The sequence below is a fragment of the Geovibrio sp. ADMFC3 genome, assembly GCF_054687035.1.
Map to the genome: position 1 here is coordinate 1,707,840 of NZ_BAAFZG010000002.1, position 17,760 is coordinate 1,725,599.

Here is a 17,760-nt window from a genome sequence, read left to right on the forward strand (position 1 = left end):
AGGCATATATATAAAAAAAATAAAATTTAAAGGTGAAAGCTATGACAGTTAAAGATATTTTAAGACTTGTACCGGGAATAATGATTCTAGTGAGCCTTGCCCTCGGCGTATGGGTAAACCAATGGTGGCTTCTCCTTGCTGCCTTTGTGGGGCTGAACCTGCTCCAGTCCTCATTCACAAAATGGTGCCTGCTTGAAGACATCCTGATCAAGATGGGCGTCCCCAAGGAATAAAAAGCAAATCAAGCCTCTGCCGGAGTTTCCGGCGGGGGCTTTTCTTTTTTCCCGCAAGAATCGGGTGGATGGGTGATCTTTTTCGGATTATTTTGCTTCTCATATCTGAAAGACAGGCACAAGGTAAAGGCATTATGACTAGCTGTATACAGGTGAATGATGAGCTATGCGGATTATTACAGGATAGAAAAAGCGATCAGGTTCATTGAGGCAAATGCCGATGAACAGCCGTCTCTGGAAGCAGTTGCCGCACATCTCGGTTTGAGTCCGTTCCACTTCCAGAGAATGTTCACCGAATGGGCAGGCATAAGCCCTAAGCGTTTTTTACAGTGTCTCACCATAGAATCTGCAAAAAGGCTTCTGGATGAATCACGCTCAGTGCTTGAAACATCCATAGAAACAGGGTTGAGCGGTCCGTCACGCCTTCATGACCTCTTTGTAAGTGTGGATGCCGTGACCCCCGGCGAATATAAAAACATGGGCGAGGGGCTTGTGATCAGATACGGTTTTCAGCCCACACCCTTCGGCATGAGTCTTATTGGCGTCACTGAAAGGGGTATATGCGCCTTTAGCTTTCCTGACGATGAAAACAGCGCCATAGAAACCCTCCGGTCGGACTGGCAGAACGCAAAACTTGTCAGAGACGACAGCGCAGCGGAGGAAACAGTGCGGAGCATCTTCAGACCGGAGGAGGGGAGCAGACTGAAAATTCTCATGAAGGGAACTAACTTTCAGATAAAGGTTTGGACTGCGGTTCTCCGCCTGCCTTACGGTGTTTTCAGCAGTTACGGCAGAGTTGCGGAAATGATTGGTCAGCCATCTGCCTCCCGTGCTGTGGGCACTGCACTGGGACAAAACCGCATAGGCTATCTTATTCCCTGCCACAGGGTATTGCGTGAGACAGGGGCAGTCACCGGATACAGGTGGGGTTCTGCCAGAAAGCGGGCAATGATAGCCTTTGAGGCATGCACAAAAGGATAGAGTTTCTCAATTCCTGTTTACACCGCCTGAAACCTGCCGTAATATCCGCATATGAATATTATGAAATTCGATTTCACAGTAAAAAACATAGTAATAGTCGTTGCGCTGGCGGTTGTTGTTCTGCTGCTGATCAAGCTCCAGACGCTTGTGACAATCTTTGCAGTGTCCTTCTTCCTTGCGTATCTGTTTGATCCGCTTATCAACTGGTTTGAAGGAAAAAAGGTTCCCCGCTATCTTTCCATTATTCTTCTTTATGCGGTCATAGTATTTGTCAGTGTTTTGTTCTTCGGCTCTCTTGTTCCCGTGATATATCAGGAGAGTGTGCATCTCGCTGATGCTCTGCCTGCATACTCTCAAAAGCTTTTCAGCCTTGTGGACATGCTCACCGACCGTTTCGGAATTGATATTTCATTTGAAGACATACAGAAGCAGGTGCTGCCCAAGCTCACCGGCATAGGTACTACGCTTCTTTCATCCGCAGAAGGGGTGATGAAGTCAGTAAATACAGTGGTAAGCCTTATGCTGAATATAGCCCTGATACCTATTCTGACTTTCTACTTCCTTAAGGATTTCAGCAGTATAAAAAACAAGATGTTCGATAAATTTTCCGGAGCATCAAGCATAGACTATCCCAAGCATTTCATGCATTTTAACTCACTTTTGAGCAGATATTTCAGGGGGCAGGTGCTTGTGGCGATATTCCTCGGAGTGTCATACACAATAGTGCTTCTCATCGCAGGGGTAAAACCTGCGATCCTTCTGGGGCTTATTTCCGGTGTTTTAAGCATTGTGCCTTACCTTGGGTTTATGATTGGCTTCTCCGCCTCGCTTATGCTTGCGGTCGTTCAGTACGGAGATTTCCTGCACCCGATCATGGTGATAGCCGGTTTTTCAGTAGTTCAGGCGCTGGAAAGCAACTATGTTACACCTAAAATTGTCGGCGAGTCTCTGGGGCTTCACCCCACTGCTGTTATTTTTGCCCTGATGGCGGGCGGTTCTCTCATGGGAATAGGCGGTATGATTATTGCGCTGCCTGTTGCTTCGTTTATCAAAGTTGTGGGTGACGAGTATCTGAACCGTATTAAAACAGAAAAATCCGATAAAGCCGCAAAAGCCTAAAAATTTAATCAAAAAAAAGGTCTGCCCCCTTTAAGGAAGCAGACCCTGAACTTTTTTCATTACTCCGAAAGCAGTAGTGAAACAGCTTACTGTTTGATCTGTTTCATTACCTCTTCCACAAAGTTTTCCTGCTTTTTTTCGATGCCTTCTCCCATCTGGAAACGGGTAAAGGAAACTATCTTAGCGCCTTTTCCGGCAACAAGCTTTTCTATTGTGGTGTCGGGATCCTTAACGAAGGGCTGGTTAATAAGGCACACTTCTTTGAGGAGTTTTGAAACCTGACCCTTAACAATGTTGGGGATCATGTTTGCGGGTTTGCCCTGTTCAGCAAGTTTAGCAGCGAAGATTTCTTCTTCTTTAGCTATGTATTCGGGATCAACAGAGTTGCTGTCAAGGAACTTGGGGTTTGATGCCGCAACGTGGAGGCAAACATCCTTAGCAAGTTCTGCGTCTCCGCCTTCAAGCTCAACAACAACACCGATTTTTCCGCCCATGTGGATGTAAGTGCCGATGTTGCCGCCTTCGCATCTTTTGAAACGGCGGATGCTGAGTTTCTCGCCTATTGTTGCCACTTTTTCTGTAAGGACTTCAGAAACGGGCTTGCCGCCTGTCTGAATCTGAAGAAGAGCATCAACATCAGCGGGATTGCTGTCAGCTATGATTTCTGCTATCTGTTTTGTAAAGTTAAGGAAGTCTGCATTTTTTGCAACGAAGTCAGTTTCAGAGTTGATTTCAACAATAACACCGACATTTCCTTTAAGGCAGTCAGCCACAACGCCTTCGGCTGCGATTCTGCCTTCTTTTTTAGCTGCTGCGGAAAGACCTTTTTTACGAAGGAAATCCACAGCCGCATCCATATCACCATCGGTTTCGGCAAGGGCTTTTTTGCAGTCCATCATGCCTGCGCCGGTTTTTTCACGAAGTTCTTTTACGAGTGCTGCTGTTATTTCTGCCATTGATTAATCCTCATCCTTTTTTTCGGGTTCGCCGGAAGTAAGCTCTTTTGCAAGCTCTGCTTCGTCAACTATTTCCTCAACGGGTACATCATCAGAGCCTGCGCTTCTGATTTCTTCAATGAGGTTTTCCTCTCTGAGCTGTTTACCTTCGAGAACAGCGTCGGCTATTCTTACAGCGATAAGCTGGCATGCACGGATAGCGTCATCGTTACCGGGAATGGGGAAGTCAACAAGGTCGGGGTCGCAGTTGGTGTCAACTATGGCAACAACGGGTATGCCGAGTTTGTGAGCTTCGCTGATGGCGTTCTGCTCAAGTTTGATGTCGATAACGAACATAATATCGGGAATTTCAGTCATTTCTTTGATACCGCTGAGGTTTTTTGTAAGTTTTTCAAACTCTTTGCGGAGAACTGCCTGCTCTTTCTTTGTGAATCTGTTTATGTAGCCGCTTTCAAACATATCTTCAAGTTCTTTAAGTCTTGCGATACGTCCTTTGATTGTTTCAAAGTTAGTGAGCATTCCGCCCAGCCATCTCTGGTTTACATAGTAAGCGCCGCATTTGTCAGCAGCTTCTTTGATAGCTTCCTGAGCCTGTTTTTTAGTACCTACGAAAAGGAACTTGTTGCCGCCTTTGGAAGCGTCTCTTACGAACTCATAAGCCTGATTGAAGCACTGTACTGTTTTCTGAAGGTCAAGAATGTAGATACCGTTTCTTGCGCCGAAAACATATTTGGACATTTTGGGGTTCCAGCGTTTTGTCTGGTGACCGAAGTGAACGCCTGCCTCAAGCAGGTTTTTCATTGAAATATAGGACATGTCAGTCCCTCCTTTTTGTTTTTCCTCCGCCTGTTTTCCGGAAAGCACCTTATCTAACAGGCACATGCCGCCGAAAATGATGATCAGGCGTGTGAAATGGACTTGTTTTCTAACATTTGCAAAAGAAAAGATCAAGGATTAATGGGCTTTTCAGCGTGTTTTTATACAAATATTTCTCAACTGTACCCTTACCGCTTTACTACAGACATAAAAAAACTTAAAACAGCAATGGAAAAAGCCGTACGGCTTTTCATCATCTAACTAAGGAGAAATATATCCCATGTTTCCTTATCTCTTCAAAATAGGTTTTCTGGAACTCAGAATATACAGCCTTATGTACATAACAGGAATCCTGCTTACAATCTACTTTTCACGCAGAAAGGCGGCAAAGCTCGGAATTAAACAGGAAGACACTGAAAATTTTATACTTTTCACATTCCTTTTTGCTCTCATAGGCGCCCGTGCCTATTATGTTCTTTTCCGGTGGGACTACTACGGGGGCGACATCTTTGAGATGATAGCCATCTGGCACGGCGGGCTCGCCATACACGGCGGACTCATAGCAGGATTCATAGCTGCTATAAGTTTCTGTCTCTATAAAAAAATAAGTCCCTTTAAAATGGGGGATATTATATTTCCGTGGCTTCTTCTCAGTCAGGCTCTGGGCAGGTTCGGCAACTTCGCCAATGGAGAGGCGCACGGAGTTCCCACTCTTACCCCGTCTTCAATAATTTTCCGTGCAGAAAACGTATTTCCCCAATTCTGGGCGCAGGTGCTGAAAACCGCAGGGCTTAATAATAATCCGGAAAGCGTCTCACGCCTGAAAGATATAGCCGCTCAGTCTCCCGACGGATTGGCAGTGACCTTCATGGACAAAATATACTATATCAAAGAGTATTTCCCGTGGGGAATAAGCTTCACCAACAAGTACGGAGCCGCCGCGTGGCGTGATTTCGGCACTCTGCCTGTTCACCCCACTTTCTTCTATGAAATGTTCCTTAATTTCATCGGCTTTCTTATTCTGTTTATATTGTGGAGAAAAGACTCAAATATCGGCACAGGAAAAATTGTCGGCGGATATCTCATAGCATACGGCGTGATACGTGCTGCGGTGACATTCTTCCGTGCAGATGATCTGATGCTCGGAATGCTTCGTGCGCCGCACCTCATAAGCATTCTTATGGTGCTTGCCGGGATAGGATTTCTGATAAACGCACGTTTAAGATCAAAGAACCTCTGATCGCCTTTACAAAAAGGCATGGCAGATTTAAACTTAATTAGTTTTTTTATATTCTGCCCATATAGCTATTATAAAATTTAATTCCTTCGGAGGAATCTGCATGAGGATCAAAACAACCGTTTTCGCGGCTGGGCTTTTAGTGTGCGCCCTTTCTGCGTCTGCTTATGATTATCCGGTTTCCGGCAGCAGCACGGAAAACTATCAGCCTGTCTTTGAGAAGATAAGCAAAGGAGAATGCGATAATATGGCGGCGGAGCTTAATGAGCTTGCCGAAAAGGAAGGGGTATCGCAGGAGTTTTATCTCGGTTTATGTTATTTTGAAAATAATCAACAGGAAAAAGGCTACGCAGCTGTGGACAGGATGCTTGCTGCTGAAGAGTTTGACGAAGCACTTTACCTCCTGAACCGTGAAGAGGCTAAAGGAGTTAACACCACTGAGCTTTCCAAATATAAAGGTTTCGCTCACTACGGCACAGGCAACCTTTCAGCAGCGCTTGAATATTTCCTTAAATTCAAATCCGCAGGCGGAACCGATGCAGGCGTACACTTCCGCACAGTTGATATCTACATCAACACAGGGGATCTGGAGAAAGCCCAGACCGAACTTGAACAAGGAAGCTGGAAGGACGACCGCTACGCATACCGCAAAGGGATCATAGAACTCAATAAAGGGCATGTGCAGACATCTCTCAGAAATTTCAGAAGTGTCAAAAGCGCTCCGCACACAGAAGCTTACGCCAACAGCAACTACATGGTAGCAGAAATATGCGCTGCTCAGAAGCGTTTTGCATGCAGCGAAAAGGGCTATGATGCTATGACGTCAACCTCCCCCAGCTTTGCCAGGCAGAAAAAAGAAGAGCTTAAAAATCAGAAGAAACTTTTCGGCGCTGTCATAGCAATAGGAGAACAGTACGATTCCAACGTTACCTCAATTGATGAGGACAAGGTGGAAAACTTTTCAGAGGAAGAGAGCTTCAGAACATATATATTTGCCGATCTTAAACTTAACTTTTACGATGTACTCTATGACAGAATAGAAACAGGGCTGCTGAACTATAAGTCATGGAATCACAGCATTTCGGAATATAATGCACAGTCTCACAAGCTGTACGCAGGATTCATAAAAAAATACGACGACTTTGAACTGACACTTCCGTACATAAGCTATGCTCTGACCTATATGGACGGCGAAAAATACTCCGACACTTTCACCCTTGAGGCAAAGGGTGCCTATTTAATGGACTCATGGCGTTTTTATATGCCTTTGTCTCTTACAATAAGGAGCTACGACACCGACACCCCTGATGACTACAACAGAGACGGAAACGGCTACAAAGGCGGTCTGGGTGTCTCCAAAACATTAAACAAAGCGCACATGGTTAGCCTTGAAGGGAACCTCGGTGCGGAAGATACTGACGGTAAATACAGGGAAGTTACCACAAGTGAGCTTAAACTCGCCTACACCGGGCAGATAGTGCGTGATGTCACTCTTCAGCTTGATTACAACACAATACATTACGACTACAAAAACGGCGGACGTGAAGACAGGTATCACAGCGCCGGAGCAACAGTTTTATACAAATTTCTGGACAGACACTACCTGAACCTCGGTTACAGGTTTAATGTTAACGACTCAAACGATGATTACAACGACTATAAAAAACACGTCTTTGACTTAGGCGTAAGCTATTTCTATTAAGGAGCGGAAGATGAGACTGATAATATCAATAATGACCGCCATACTCCTTGCGCTGCCTGTATTCGCCGCTGAAAAAGCCGGAGAAGTTAAACTGGTTAACGGAAAAGTTGAGATTCTAAAAGAGCAGCAGGTCGTGGGCAAAGCAGCAAAGCCCGGAACCGAATTTCTCACCGATGACCTCATCCGTACTAAAAGAAAAAGCTATGCTGAAGTTTCCTTTGTGGACGGCTCAAGTGTAAAAATCTATGAAAGAAGCCGCCTGAAAATCAACGGAATAGAGCGCGGAAAAGACTACAATGCAGACATAAGCAAAGGGCGTGTCCTTTTTGACATAGCCAAGGCAGAAGATGTCAGCGGCGATTTTAAAGTTAAAACCACAACATCGATCATCGGCGTTAAAGGTACATCTTTCCGCATTGATGTTCTGCCCGAACTCACCAGAGTTACGGTTGTTGAGGGGATTGTCGAAGTCAGCAGGCTGGATGTCCCGGAAAGAAGCGTACTCCTCAATGAAGGCCAGTCTGTTCTTATAAGGCAGGACAGCGATGAAATGAATGTCACCAGGAATCAGCCTGAAACAGACATTGATTACGAAGATGAAACAGACGGACTCACAGGCAGGGAAGGGCTTGCCGGTTCAGGTCCCGTGCAGTCTCCGAACCTTGTTCTGGATGGTCTGAGAAACGGAACAAACGATATTGATCAGATATATGAAAAACCTCAGGACAGGGAAAACCTTGTTGAGGTACTCACCGGAAAGGCAAGAATACACATAGACTTTGAATAATACACAGGGGGAGCTGAAACTCCCCCTGAATTTTTCTCTCACCATTCAGTAAAAATCCCGTCCGCTTCTGCTAAGTTAAAATTCACTGAATTATTTCCAAATCAGATCTAACATTTGTTATAATAATACCGATAACAGTATTATTATTTTATCTAAATAGGTATTTATGTTTTATGATTACGGCGGAACGCTTGCACTGATAGCGTTGAGAACATTATTTCTTATAGCAGGACTCTACGGAACACTCGCAATGTTTTCCGAGATAATATCCTACAGGATGATTCGGCTCAAAGTTTCATCATATGTCCTCTGCGGTTTTTCAGGCTTCACTGTGATAAGCCTCTTTATGCCCTTCAAACCAGATTTCGGGTCACTTGCCTTTATCCTCTCAGCCAGTCTTGCATGCTTTGCCTACACACATTATTTCGGTGTCAGAGTTCCGAGACTCATTGAAACTGCCGCTGAAAAAGAAAAGAGCCTGATCGAAACCTGTATCAATGACTCCGCAGCTCCTTTTATTCCGAAGAAAAAGCATCTTGAGCTGAATATACCTTACTGCCGTATAGCTTATGACCGCTCCGAACGGATTATACACATAGAAAGCAATGGAAAATACGATGCCAGAGAGCTTTACCGTTTTGTGGAAGAGGCTGTCAGGAGCGAGTACAGAATAATATGCAGACGTCCGCCCCTTGGGACACTGAACAGATTCAGAATAGACTTGGAACCAAAATCGGAAATACTGAGGAAATAAACTGTATCCGGGCATCTCTCTTATGAGAGACGCCCGGCTTTAATTATTATGCTTTGCCGGCAGAGCCTAGAACATTGAGGTTTTTATGTTTATAAAGCTCAATAAGTTCTGTTCTTGCGGGTTTAAGGTATTTTCTGGGGTCAAACTCCGAGGGGTTTTTAGTCAGAGTCTCCCTTATCATAGCAGTGAAAGCAAGTCTGCCGTCACTGTCTATGTTGATTTTGCACACAGCGCTCTCCGCAGCTTTTCTGAGCTGCTCTTCGGGTATGCCCACTGCACCGTCAAGCTGACCGCCGTTGGCATTTATGATTTCCACATACTTAGGCACAACAGATGAAGCACCGTGAAGAACTATGGGAAAACCGGGGAGACGCTTTTCGCACTCCTCAAGTATGTCAAAACGGAGGGGAGGAACAGATTCGCCGGGCTTAACCTTAAACTTGTAGGCTCCGTGTGATGTGCCGATAGAGATGGCAAGCGAGTCAACCCCTGTTCTTTTTACAAACTCTTCAACCTCGTCAGGGTTGGTGTAGTGTGATTTTTCGGAGGATACATCATCCTCTATTCCGGCGAGAACACCGAGTTCGCCTTCCACAGTTACATCGAACTGATGAGCATACTCAACCACTTTTCTGGTGAGCGCTATATTGTCTTCAAATGAATGGTGGCTGCCGTCTATCATCACAGATGAAAAACCATAGTCCACGCAGTCCTTACATATTTCAAAGGTGTCGCCGTGGTCAAGATGAAGCGCTATGGGTATTTCGCAGCCCATCTCTTTAGCAAGAGCTGTGGCGCCCATTGCCATATAGCGGAGCATTGTTGCATTTGCATACTCCCTTGCTCCTTTTGAAACCTGAAGGATAAGGGGTGATTTTGTCTGCACGCAGGCGGTAACTATAGCCTGAAGCTGCTCAAGGTTGTTAAAGTTATAGGCGGGCACGGCATATTTCCCTGCCATTGCTTTTTTGAACATCTCACGAGTGTTCACCAGACCGAGTTCTCTGTAAGAAACAGCCATTTATAAAACCTCCGTTACATTATATCTCTCAAGAAAACCGCCAATCAATAGTCCCCTTCAGGGCAGCTTTCTTTACGCTTGGACTCAAAGAAACATGCTAAGATTCATTCTGATTTCATCAAGCTTAAGCCTGATTCCGTCTCTGCTGTCTGCGGAGCAGTTAGGAATAACCATTCCGTAAAATTTCAGCCCGTAGTGAGTGAAAACCTTCTTTGCCCACTCCACAGCAGGTTCGCCGTGTGAGCGGTTGCCGGCACCCTGCACAAATACGAAGAAAATTTTCTGCTCCGGACGGAACTGCGGCACACCGCCTCTTTTTTTGAGGCATACCCATCTGTCGATAAAAGTTTTGCAGATTCCTGAAACAGCAGCATAATAATTGGGAGATGAGAGAATGATAAGATCTGCCTCAAGAAGCTTGGGCAGAACAGGCTTGAGGTCGTCATCTGTTTCGCAGATTCCTTCACCCGTACGGCAGTTGGAACATCCGCCGCAGTTGGAAAAATTAAGTTCTCTGAGACTCACAACTTCGCAGTCTTCGTCCTTATATTTTTCAGCAAGCTGTTCTGAAAGCCACGCACAGTTACCTTCTGCACGGGGGCTTCCGTTAATTATCAAAACCTTCATAATGCGCTCCAAGTTCATATTATCCGTATAAGATATAAATCTGCAACACCTTTTCATAATAAATAATCGTCTTGACGAAGACGCTTACTCAAAGGATAATTCGTTTATGGAAGATATGCTTAAAAAGATAGAAGAACTCGGAATAAAAGTTATGAATCCGTCGGAAAACGGCGAATTTGCCTATGAAGGCAAAAATTATGACATGCCGGCGGAAACTCTCGTTATCACACTGGAAACTGTTTACGAGGATAATGCCGGTCTCGTAGGTTTGTTCTGCGGAGATTTCTGCGCTGTACTTCTTAAGGGAGTGTACAAAGATTTTGTGCGCCTCATAGAAGGAGAGCCCGTCATAGAACCGGCACGCATGGTTAAACTGGCGGAAACAGCGGTCAATATTGAAAAAGGGCTTGATACTCCCGTGCGTATTGGCGTGCTTCTCGCCGGTGATGACAAACGTTATGTTTTCAGGGCTGAAGAGATAAGACCCGCCGACAAACTGAAATATGACAGACGTCTTTCTAAGGTGCCCTCCGCTCTGTCGTCAGTGGAATATACATTATCTCAGAATGAGGGCGTACCGGAAAAAACCCTTTACGGAAGGGGTATGCTTTCCGGCGTTTTCCCTGAAACTCTTTCGCCGTTTGCCCTTTCCCTCGCGAAAACAGTGCCTGATCTTTTTAATCCGCTGATGATAAGTGTAAATGTAAAAACCTCAAGCCCATCACTTGCCTGCATATGCGGCAAACCTTTTATCAACACTGCAAACATCGGACACATATGCACAACAGCAGGAACAACACAGGATTATTATCTGTTGAACTACGCACCGTGGATATATGTAAAAAATACAAAATCATCCTTCAGCCATCCGGATCTGAAAATTTTCGCCATTAACGATGAAGAGATCAAAGAAGGAATTGAAGATATAAAATCAGCAGAGATAACCAAAGAATTCCTCTTTTCTGAAAACTTTACAGAATTTCTCGCGCTCTGCGCCATGACAACTCAGCTTATCCATATGAAAACATGGGAAGCATTCACCAGATGCTACGCACTGCTGAAAGACACTGAAACCCTGTTAAAATTTGTGTTTCTTACCAGAGAAAGATCATTGCTGGATTCTCCTTTTGATATGCCTCCGTTTCTTGACCCAATTTACCCGTCCATCAAATCAGAAGTACGCCGCACTTTCAAACATGCTGATTTTGACGGGCTGTTTGCGTCCCTCCCTGCTTCAAAGAGGTTCTTGCTAAATAAAGATAAACTCCGCCGCAGTGTTTCAGAGCTTCACTCGTGCCTTGATCTGCGTGATGAAATAACATCCGCCGCCTTCGGCGTGTCTGCCTCTCTCCATCATCTGCTGCTTACTTTTGGGAACGAGATGCTGGAAGGACGGCTTATTAAAAACGCCGCTGATGTATATGCGTTTGATCTTTCAGATCTTAAAAACTTCTATAATGATGAGTATTACGGAAATATACCTGTGACTCTGTGGTTTAAAAAATGGCAGGGCGAACGGACAGCAGCCCAGTTTGTTCCTTATGATATATACGAAAAAGATATATCAGAGATACCTTCCATTGTTAAAAAAATGCTCTCAAAAAAACAGACAGAGATTCCCTGTATATCTTTTTGCCACGAAGATTATGAGGGGCTTGGCTGTGCGCCTGTTCACCTTACAGACAAACTCACAGATATAGCTCTGGTGCGTAATCTGCCCCCTGCAATGCTTCATTGTCTGGATGGTTGCCGTGCGGTTGTCACTGACACAGCACCGCTTTTCTCGTACCTGACAGAATACTGCATACGCACCGGAACTCCTCTTTATGCCGGAATACGATTCGCCGGACTAATAGCAGACGGAAAAAGAATAAAACTATGCGGAGACAAAATAGAAATTAAGGACTGATGCCCTATGGAAGAAAACTTTGAAAGAGTCTCGGACTGCCTGCATTCACCTGAAACCCTGCATGCACTGCGTGAAACCGGAGAAAACTTCAAAGACCGCATCAAAGGGATGATTGCGGGCAATATCATAGGCGATATGCTGGGGCTTACCCAGATGTCGGGAGAGGGTATGCTCTCACCTGTACGACCCGTACGCCTCACAGGGAAGTATCAGAAGGACATCACAGGAGGCGGAGTATACGGGCTTGCTGCCGGAAGCTGGACAGATGACACCTCCATGCTCATAGCACTGGGGGAAAGCCTTGCCGAAAAGGGAAAAGCTGACCCTCAGAACGAGCGCAGGCATTACATGAAATGGTTTATCGAAGGAGCATACACCCCTGCGGGTGAAGCATTCGACATAGGGCGCACAACACGTCAGGCACTCACCACAGGCTCTGCCCCGTCAGACAGGGAATCCAACGGCAACGGCGCACTTATGCGCTCCAGCATCCTCACCGCATGGTACATCAACTCAACAGATAAAGAGCTGATCGATGCTTCCGGTCTCTCTTGCTCTGTCACACATGCCCACCCCATAGCAAAATTCACAAATGTTATCTACAATCTGCTCCTTAAAAAGCTGATTACAGGCTTTGAGCCGGAGCAGAGCATCATGGTTCTACGGGATGAATACGAAGGGCTGATGGATGATCTTAAGGACATCTTTCTGGAGCCGGAGGTTTATCAGACCACACCTTACTGCGTAACCACTCTTGAAACTGCTTTATGGCTTAACATGGAGTCCTCATCCTTTGAAGAAACTCTCCTGAAAGCAGTGAACATAGGCGGTGATACGGATACCATAGGAGCAGTAACCGGAGCTGTTGCAGGTGCAATATACGGATACGCAGCCATTCCTGACAGATGGACATGCCATGCGGAACAACTTATGAAAAAATATGAGGGGTTGAGAATTTTCCTTTGAGGCTAAGAAGCAAGCTTAACTTTCGGCGTTGCTCTTGCCGGAAATTGAGACAATATTCAGCTTAACAGTGAGCATGTTCTTAGTCATGTTTTCTGTAAACTCAGTGTCCTTCATCCCGCAGTGGTCCATTATTATTTGAAGTGCCTTACGCTTATCTGCGTGGGTTTCCTGTATTACAGCTTCCGCTTCACCGCATACAGAGGTAAATTTTGTTGTCCACCTGCATGCACTTTCAGCTCTCACAAGCTCATTTTTCAGGATAATCTGGAAGAATACGTTGGGATTTTTTTTGATAAGATCAATCTTACGCCCTTCGGATGCACAGTGGAAATAAAGCGCATCGTCCCTGTAGCCGTAGTTGACGGTCACAAGATAAGGGCAGGGGGCATCCGCCAGAGCAAGGTGAATTACTTCACCCTGCTTCAGCAGATTTTCTAATATATTATAATCTTTTATTTCTCTTTCAGACCTTCGCATCCGTAAGCTCTGCATCTTCCTCTGTACATCCGGTAATGATTCCGCAGGCACGCTTTCTGCGTTCCATACGTTTTTCAGGCATGTTTTCTTTGCATCTTACACATGCTCTGTCCGGGTCGAATTCAATGTTGCCGCCATCAATCACAAGCTGGCTTCCGTTCACAAGAAATCCCGCTACTTTCACTCTGGCTTTTTCCACAAGCCTGCTGAAAGTCGGGCGTGAAACATTCATAAGCACTGCGGCTTCCTCGTGGGAGAGTCCTTCATAATCAGCGAGTCTGATTGCCTCAAACTCATCAAGAGTTATCCCTACGGTTTTCAGTTTTTTTGCCGGAACTCCCCTTGGTTTGAAATGACAAATTTCCGGCACAACACCTATTGTGCGTGGTTTTAGTGGTCTGGGCATAATACACGTCCTCCAATGAAAAAACTAACGATGGTTGCACAAATTAAAAATCGTAATAACGGTTATTACTACCGTTTCGGTATGTAAAATCATTATTTAGCGCATTTGTCAACAATTAAGTTGTTAGCGTCTTAACTAGAGCCTATGTTTTTTATTTATTATCAGCAGTATATAGCCTAAAATAAATTTAGTAAATGTCCAGACGTCTGACCATTTACATTTACCTATGCTTTACACTGGTGCGATTCGGTGTACCATAGTTTAAAACAAATTGAACTACGGTTTTATATTAAATTTATAATTTTTAACTTTTATTCAAACTTTGCGAACCGCTCCGAAGAGAACCGCATTTTTCTGTCAGGAAGAGATGCACCGTCCTTAAACCTGCCCACAGCTATGAGCATGGGAATAACTTTGCCGGATTTTATTCCGAACTCTTCCTTGATTTTATCTTCATCAAAACCGTCCATGGGGTGAGTAACAAACCCCAGACCCTCAGCCGCTATCATTAGATTCATTGCAAACAACCCAGCATTTCTGGCGGCAAAAACTTTTCTCCGCTCGCTGTCAGGTGCGCCGTAAAATCCTCCGGCGGTTTTTTTCACACTTTCCGCAGTTTTTTCATCTGCATACCCTTTTTCCACAAGGTCTGCTGCCACTGCATCAAGATTTTCCTCAACGGCATCAGTATTGCCGATTATGATAAAAACAGCAGACGCTTCTTCAACTTTCGGCTGATTAAAAGCGCATGCACGGAGAGCCTTTTTGCGCTCCGGCGAACGCACAGTGATAACTTCCCACGGCTGAATATTGTAGGAGGACGGAGCCAGAGCAGCAAGCTCAAGAATCTCGGTAATCTCATTGTCAGACATTTTAAAGGATGGGTCAAAAAAATTCACTGACCTGCGGGTAAGGATGGTTTGAATGGCTTCCATGTTTCACCTCATCATGGACTATTATACCATTCCGATCCGATTATGACATGGAAAGTTCGTTAAAAATGTCTATTCCTTTTCGCCCGTGTAGCCTTTGCACACAACATATATCTCAAATGAGCTTTTTCTTGTGGCTTCCGGTCTGATCACTTTCACCATGTTGAAAAACCTGCGTATCTCTTTCAATAACCCTTGGGTGTCTTCACCGTCAAAAAGTTTGAAACAGAAGTTGCCGTTTTTTCTAAGCACTTTTTTGGCAAAAGTAAAAATAAGCCCCACAAGCTCGCAGCTGTTCACATGGTCAAGAAGTTTGGTGCCGGAAGTGTTCGGGGCAGCATCAGAAAGCACCGTGTCAAACTCAGGGCATATATCAAGCACTTTCATAAGAGTTTCATTTGATGTGAGATCGCCGAGGATAAAGTGGAAATTAGGATATCCCATTCCCTCAACCTGAATAAGATCCACACCTACAACAGGCTGCTTCTTTATTGTCTCAAGCACAACCTGACTCCAGCCGCCCGGAGCGCAGCCGGCGTCCAGAACACGGCTGTTGGGGTTGTACAGCCCGTACTTTTTGTTAAGCTCTGTCAGCTTGTAAGCCGCACGGGACTTGTAGCCTTCCTTCTTTGCCTTTCTGTAAAAGGCGTCTTTTCTGTTGTACATTTATTTTTCCTATTCCTTGCTTACCGGAACAACGTCATAGTTTTCGATATGGAAGTCCTCACTGGGGTTGACTTCTATATTGACGCTCATCATAAGCTCAATTTCATCAAGGCTTTCTTTCTCATCATTAAGAATAAGATCAACCACATCAGGATGCGCTTCCACGAGAATTTTCTTATTTTTAAAGTATGGGGCAATGCGGCGTATTTCACGGAGGATATCATAGCATATAGTGAGCTTTGACTTAACAATTCCACGTCCCTCACAATAGGGGCAGGGCTCGCTTAATGTGCGTGTAAGGCTCTCCTGAACACGCTTTCTTGTTACTTCAACAAGACCGAGGGGGGAAATGTTTACAACGGAGCATTTCGCTCTGTCACCTTTTAGTTCTGCTTCAAGAGAGGCGAGAACCTTTTCCTTGTTCTCATCCCTGCTCATATCTATGAAATCCACGATGATTATTCCGCCTATATTACGCAGGCGGAGCTGCCAGGCTATCTCCTTAGCCGCCTCAAGGTTGGTTTTCAGTATTGTTTCCTCAAAGTTGCGTTTGCCCACAAATCTGCCGGTGTTGACATCAATAACAGTGAGGGCTTCCGCCTGATCTATAACTATATATCCGCCGGATTTCAGCCATACCTTTTTATCAAGTATCCTGTTGATCTCAATCTCAATATTGTAATGGTCAAACACTGGAAGCTCATGCTCATAGAGAGAAACCTCCACATCGAGATCAGGCATGTATTCCCGCAGGAAAGTTTTCATTTTGAGATAGTCGGCCTTATTATCTATAATAATACGGCTTACTTTTTCATTCACAACATCACGGAGTATGCGGAAAATCAGGTCATGATCTTCATAAACAAGTGCCGGAGCGCCGGAGCGGGTCATGCGTTCCTGAATCTTCGCCCATAAACGGAGAAGGTACTCAAGGTCGCTCTTTATCTCCTCATAGCTCCTGTCTGCTGAGACTGTGCGGGCTATGAGCCCCATACCCTTAGGTTTTATCTCCTTAAGAACCTGACGAAGACGCTCACGCTCTTCATCCTGCTCTATCTTGCGGGATACGCCTACATGCTCATAACCGGGCATAAGCACTATATAGCGTCCGGGAACTGTGATGTGAGTAGTAAGACGGGCGCCTTTCTGCCCTATGGCTTCCTTGGCGACCTGAACTATTATCTCCTGCCCTTCACGCAGAAGATCCTGAATTGGGGGAAATTCCTGAACACGGCGATCCATCTCGAGATCATCGAACTCGATTGAACCGTCCACGCTTTTTTCAAAGAAAGCCACCTTATCCCCGTTTTCCACATAAATATCAGCAACGGGGAGAAACGCAGCCTTGTTCAAACCTATATCAACAAAAGCGGACTGAATGCCCGGAAGCACTTTAACAACTCTGCCTTTGTATATATTGCCCGCAACATTTTTGCTGTGGGCTCTTTCTATGAATATTTCCGCTGTGCTTCCGTTTTCCAGCACAGCCACACGGCATTCATTTACCGTAGAATTTATTATTATCTCTCTGGACATTTATCAGCTCACCTTAAAGCCTGATTCTGCCCTCCAGAGCCTTCAGCAGTGTTACCTCGTCCGTATGCTCAAGATTTGAGCCTATAGGGACTCCGCTTGCTATTTTCGTCACGCTTATTTCAGGAAAGCGCTTCAGTAAACGGGAAATATATATGGACGTAGTCTCCCCTTCAACATCAGGGTTCAACGCCATTATAACCTCCGTAACCTCTCCGTTTTCCAGCCTCTCAATGAGAGACGCTATGCGGAGTTCATCAGGACCTATACCATCAAGAGGAGATATTTTACCCCCCAGAACATGATAAAGCCCTCTGTAGCTTCCGGTGTTTTCTATGATGAAAATATCCTTCGGCTCCTCCACTACGCATATCTGCGAACGCACACGGTAGCGGTCCTCACAGACCGAGCAGACCGCTGTTTCGGATATGCCGCCGCAGACAGAGCAAAAGACGGTTTTTTCCTTCAGGTAGACAATGCTTTCCGCAAGACGCTTCACGTCCTCCTGCTTCATTTTAAGCACATGGAGGGCAAGACGTCCCGCTGTTTTCCGCCCGACTCCGGGCAGACGGGAAAGCTCATTAAGGCAGTTTTCAAATATTCTGTTCTTTATCATGCCACACTACGGGCAAAAAACG

General features: G+C 45.2%; 19 protein-coding genes. 9 read left to right on the forward strand and 10 right to left on the reverse strand.

The window, feature by feature from the left end; translation table 11 throughout:
• Positions 1–41: 41 nt before the first annotated feature.
• From ACYRYY_RS08515 to ACYRYY_RS08525, 3 genes are all read left to right on the forward strand, one after another.
• The gene (locus ACYRYY_RS08515) at positions 42–233 is read left to right on the forward strand and encodes a YgaP family membrane protein (RefSeq protein WP_460215176.1); all 192 of its coding nucleotides are present in this window, start codon (positions 42–44) and stop codon (positions 231–233) included.
• 156 nt (positions 234–389) lie between these two features.
• Positions 390–1,214, forward strand: a complete 825-nt coding sequence (locus ACYRYY_RS08520; RefSeq protein ID WP_460215177.1) for a bifunctional transcriptional activator/DNA repair enzyme AdaA — start codon at positions 390–392, stop codon at positions 1,212–1,214.
• Between the two features lie 60 nt (positions 1,215–1,274).
• A complete protein-coding gene (locus ACYRYY_RS08525; RefSeq protein ID WP_460215178.1) occupies positions 1,275–2,333 on the forward strand; it encodes an AI-2E family transporter in 1,059 nt (352 codons plus the stop codon).
• An 86-nt stretch (positions 2,334–2,419) separates the two neighbouring features.
• Here ACYRYY_RS08525 and tsf read toward each other — a convergent pair whose 3' ends face one another.
• Both tsf and rpsB read right to left on the reverse strand, forming a co-directional pair.
• On the reverse strand, positions 2,420–3,289 hold the full coding sequence (tsf, locus tag ACYRYY_RS08530; protein WP_460215179.1) for a translation elongation factor Ts: 870 nt from the start codon (positions 3,287–3,289) through the stop codon (positions 2,420–2,422).
• Positions 3,290–3,292: 3 nt separating this feature from the next.
• Positions 3,293–4,105: a 30S ribosomal protein S2 gene (gene rpsB / locus ACYRYY_RS08535; RefSeq protein ID WP_460215180.1), complete on the reverse strand. Its 813-nt coding sequence runs from the start codon at positions 4,103–4,105 to the stop codon at positions 3,293–3,295.
• Positions 4,106–4,385: 280 nt separating this feature from the next.
• Here rpsB and lgt point away from each other — a divergent pair, with 280 nt between their 5' ends.
• From lgt to ACYRYY_RS08555, 4 genes are all read left to right on the forward strand, one after another.
• Complete coding sequence (gene lgt / locus ACYRYY_RS08540) at positions 4,386–5,345, forward strand: prolipoprotein diacylglyceryl transferase (RefSeq protein WP_460215181.1); 960 nt, start codon at positions 4,386–4,388, stop codon at positions 5,343–5,345.
• A 100-nt stretch (positions 5,346–5,445) separates the two neighbouring features.
• The gene (locus ACYRYY_RS08545; protein ID WP_460215182.1) at positions 5,446–7,044 is read left to right on the forward strand and encodes a tetratricopeptide repeat protein; all 1,599 of its coding nucleotides are present in this window, start codon (positions 5,446–5,448) and stop codon (positions 7,042–7,044) included.
• Between the two features lie 10 nt (positions 7,045–7,054).
• The gene (locus ACYRYY_RS08550) at positions 7,055–7,831 is read left to right on the forward strand and encodes a FecR family protein (protein WP_460215183.1); all 777 of its coding nucleotides are present in this window, start codon (positions 7,055–7,057) and stop codon (positions 7,829–7,831) included.
• Between the two features lie 166 nt (positions 7,832–7,997).
• The gene (locus tag ACYRYY_RS08555) at positions 7,998–8,585 is read left to right on the forward strand and encodes a hypothetical protein (RefSeq protein ID WP_460215184.1); all 588 of its coding nucleotides are present in this window, start codon (positions 7,998–8,000) and stop codon (positions 8,583–8,585) included.
• Positions 8,586–8,631: 46 nt separating this feature from the next.
• Here ACYRYY_RS08555 and ACYRYY_RS08560 read toward each other — a convergent pair whose 3' ends face one another.
• Together ACYRYY_RS08560 and ACYRYY_RS08565 are read right to left on the reverse strand one after the other, a co-directional pair.
• The gene (locus ACYRYY_RS08560; protein ID WP_460215185.1) at positions 8,632–9,606 is read right to left on the reverse strand and encodes a class II fructose-bisphosphate aldolase; all 975 of its coding nucleotides are present in this window, start codon (positions 9,604–9,606) and stop codon (positions 8,632–8,634) included.
• Positions 9,607–9,690: 84 nt separating this feature from the next.
• Positions 9,691–10,233 (reverse strand): flavodoxin family protein, encoded by a 543-nt coding sequence (locus ACYRYY_RS08565; protein ID WP_460215186.1) that lies wholly within the window; start codon positions 10,231–10,233, stop codon positions 9,691–9,693.
• Positions 10,234–10,339: 106 nt separating this feature from the next.
• Between ACYRYY_RS08565 and ACYRYY_RS08570 the strand changes: the two genes are divergently transcribed.
• On the forward strand, positions 10,340–12,142 hold the full coding sequence (locus ACYRYY_RS08570; protein ID WP_460215187.1) for a hypothetical protein: 1,803 nt from the start codon (positions 10,340–10,342) through the stop codon (positions 12,140–12,142).
• A 6-nt stretch (positions 12,143–12,148) separates the two neighbouring features.
• A complete protein-coding gene (locus ACYRYY_RS08575) occupies positions 12,149–13,108 on the forward strand; it encodes an ADP-ribosylglycohydrolase family protein (protein WP_460215188.1) in 960 nt (319 codons plus the stop codon).
• A 15-nt stretch (positions 13,109–13,123) separates the two neighbouring features.
• Here the strand turns inward: ACYRYY_RS08575 and ACYRYY_RS08580 are convergent, their stop codons facing one another.
• From ACYRYY_RS08580 to recR, 6 genes are all read right to left on the reverse strand, one after another.
• The gene (locus tag ACYRYY_RS08580) at positions 13,124–13,585 is read right to left on the reverse strand and encodes a pyridoxamine 5'-phosphate oxidase family protein (RefSeq protein ID WP_460215189.1); all 462 of its coding nucleotides are present in this window, start codon (positions 13,583–13,585) and stop codon (positions 13,124–13,126) included.
• Positions 13,572–13,991, reverse strand: coding sequence for a DUF134 domain-containing protein (locus ACYRYY_RS08585; protein WP_460215190.1), 420 nt, complete (start codon positions 13,989–13,991; stop codon positions 13,572–13,574). The genes ACYRYY_RS08580 and ACYRYY_RS08585 overlap by 14 nt, the downstream gene beginning before the upstream one ends.
• A 311-nt stretch (positions 13,992–14,302) precedes the next feature.
• Positions 14,303–14,926 carry a nitroreductase family protein gene (locus ACYRYY_RS08590; protein WP_460215191.1) on the reverse strand — a complete coding sequence of 208 codons (624 nt, stop codon included), beginning with the start codon at positions 14,924–14,926 and terminating at the stop codon, positions 14,303–14,305.
• A 69-nt stretch (positions 14,927–14,995) separates the two neighbouring features.
• The gene (locus tag ACYRYY_RS08595; RefSeq protein ID WP_460215192.1) at positions 14,996–15,589 is read right to left on the reverse strand and encodes an RlmE family RNA methyltransferase; all 594 of its coding nucleotides are present in this window, start codon (positions 15,587–15,589) and stop codon (positions 14,996–14,998) included.
• Positions 15,590–15,598: 9 nt separating this feature from the next.
• Positions 15,599–17,125 carry an Rne/Rng family ribonuclease gene (locus tag ACYRYY_RS08600; protein ID WP_460215193.1) on the reverse strand — a complete coding sequence of 509 codons (1,527 nt, stop codon included), beginning with the start codon at positions 17,123–17,125 and terminating at the stop codon, positions 15,599–15,601.
• A 13-nt stretch (positions 17,126–17,138) separates the two neighbouring features.
• Positions 17,139–17,738 carry a recombination mediator RecR gene (gene recR / locus ACYRYY_RS08605; protein ID WP_460215194.1) on the reverse strand — a complete coding sequence of 200 codons (600 nt, stop codon included), beginning with the start codon at positions 17,736–17,738 and terminating at the stop codon, positions 17,139–17,141.
• Between the last annotated feature and the right edge of the window lie 22 nt (positions 17,739–17,760).

Bases quoted from the DNA above. Each gene is read 5' to 3' on its own strand.
- ACYRYY_RS08555 (WP_460215184.1), top strand. From the start codon at position 7,998: ATGTTTTATGATTACGGCGGAACGCTTGCACTGATAGCGTTGAGAACA.
- ACYRYY_RS08585 (WP_460215190.1), bottom strand. From the start codon at position 13,991: ATGCCCAGACCACTAAAACCACGCACAATAGGTGTTGTGCCGGAAATT.
- ACYRYY_RS08520 (WP_460215177.1), top strand. From the start codon at position 390: ATGATGAGCTATGCGGATTATTACAGGATAGAAAAAGCGATCAGGTTC.
- ACYRYY_RS08565 (WP_460215186.1), bottom strand. From the start codon at position 10,233: ATGAAGGTTTTGATAATTAACGGAAGCCCCCGTGCAGAAGGTAACTGT.
- ACYRYY_RS08570 (WP_460215187.1), top strand. From the start codon at position 10,340: ATGGAAGATATGCTTAAAAAGATAGAAGAACTCGGAATAAAAGTTATG.
- ACYRYY_RS08560 (WP_460215185.1), bottom strand. From the start codon at position 9,606: ATGGCTGTTTCTTACAGAGAACTCGGTCTGGTGAACACTCGTGAGATG.
- rpsB (WP_460215180.1), bottom strand. From the start codon at position 4,105: ATGTCCTATATTTCAATGAAAAACCTGCTTGAGGCAGGCGTTCACTTC.
- ACYRYY_RS08600 (WP_460215193.1), bottom strand. From the start codon at position 17,125: ATGTCCAGAGAGATAATAATAAATTCTACGGTAAATGAATGCCGTGTG.
- ACYRYY_RS08580 (WP_460215189.1), bottom strand. From the start codon at position 13,585: ATGCGAAGGTCTGAAAGAGAAATAAAAGATTATAATATATTAGAAAAT.
- ACYRYY_RS08575 (WP_460215188.1), top strand. From the start codon at position 12,149: ATGGAAGAAAACTTTGAAAGAGTCTCGGACTGCCTGCATTCACCTGAA.
- ACYRYY_RS08590 (WP_460215191.1), bottom strand. From the start codon at position 14,926: ATGGAAGCCATTCAAACCATCCTTACCCGCAGGTCAGTGAATTTTTTT.
- ACYRYY_RS08545 (WP_460215182.1), top strand. From the start codon at position 5,446: ATGAGGATCAAAACAACCGTTTTCGCGGCTGGGCTTTTAGTGTGCGCC.
- ACYRYY_RS08550 (WP_460215183.1), top strand. From the start codon at position 7,055: ATGAGACTGATAATATCAATAATGACCGCCATACTCCTTGCGCTGCCT.
- lgt (WP_460215181.1), top strand. From the start codon at position 4,386: ATGTTTCCTTATCTCTTCAAAATAGGTTTTCTGGAACTCAGAATATAC.
- ACYRYY_RS08515 (WP_460215176.1), top strand. From the start codon at position 42: ATGACAGTTAAAGATATTTTAAGACTTGTACCGGGAATAATGATTCTA.
- ACYRYY_RS08595 (WP_460215192.1), bottom strand. From the start codon at position 15,589: ATGTACAACAGAAAAGACGCCTTTTACAGAAAGGCAAAGAAGGAAGGC.
- ACYRYY_RS08525 (WP_460215178.1), top strand. From the start codon at position 1,275: ATGAAATTCGATTTCACAGTAAAAAACATAGTAATAGTCGTTGCGCTG.
- tsf (WP_460215179.1), bottom strand. From the start codon at position 3,289: ATGGCAGAAATAACAGCAGCACTCGTAAAAGAACTTCGTGAAAAAACC.
- recR (WP_460215194.1), bottom strand. From the start codon at position 17,738: ATGATAAAGAACAGAATATTTGAAAACTGCCTTAATGAGCTTTCCCGT.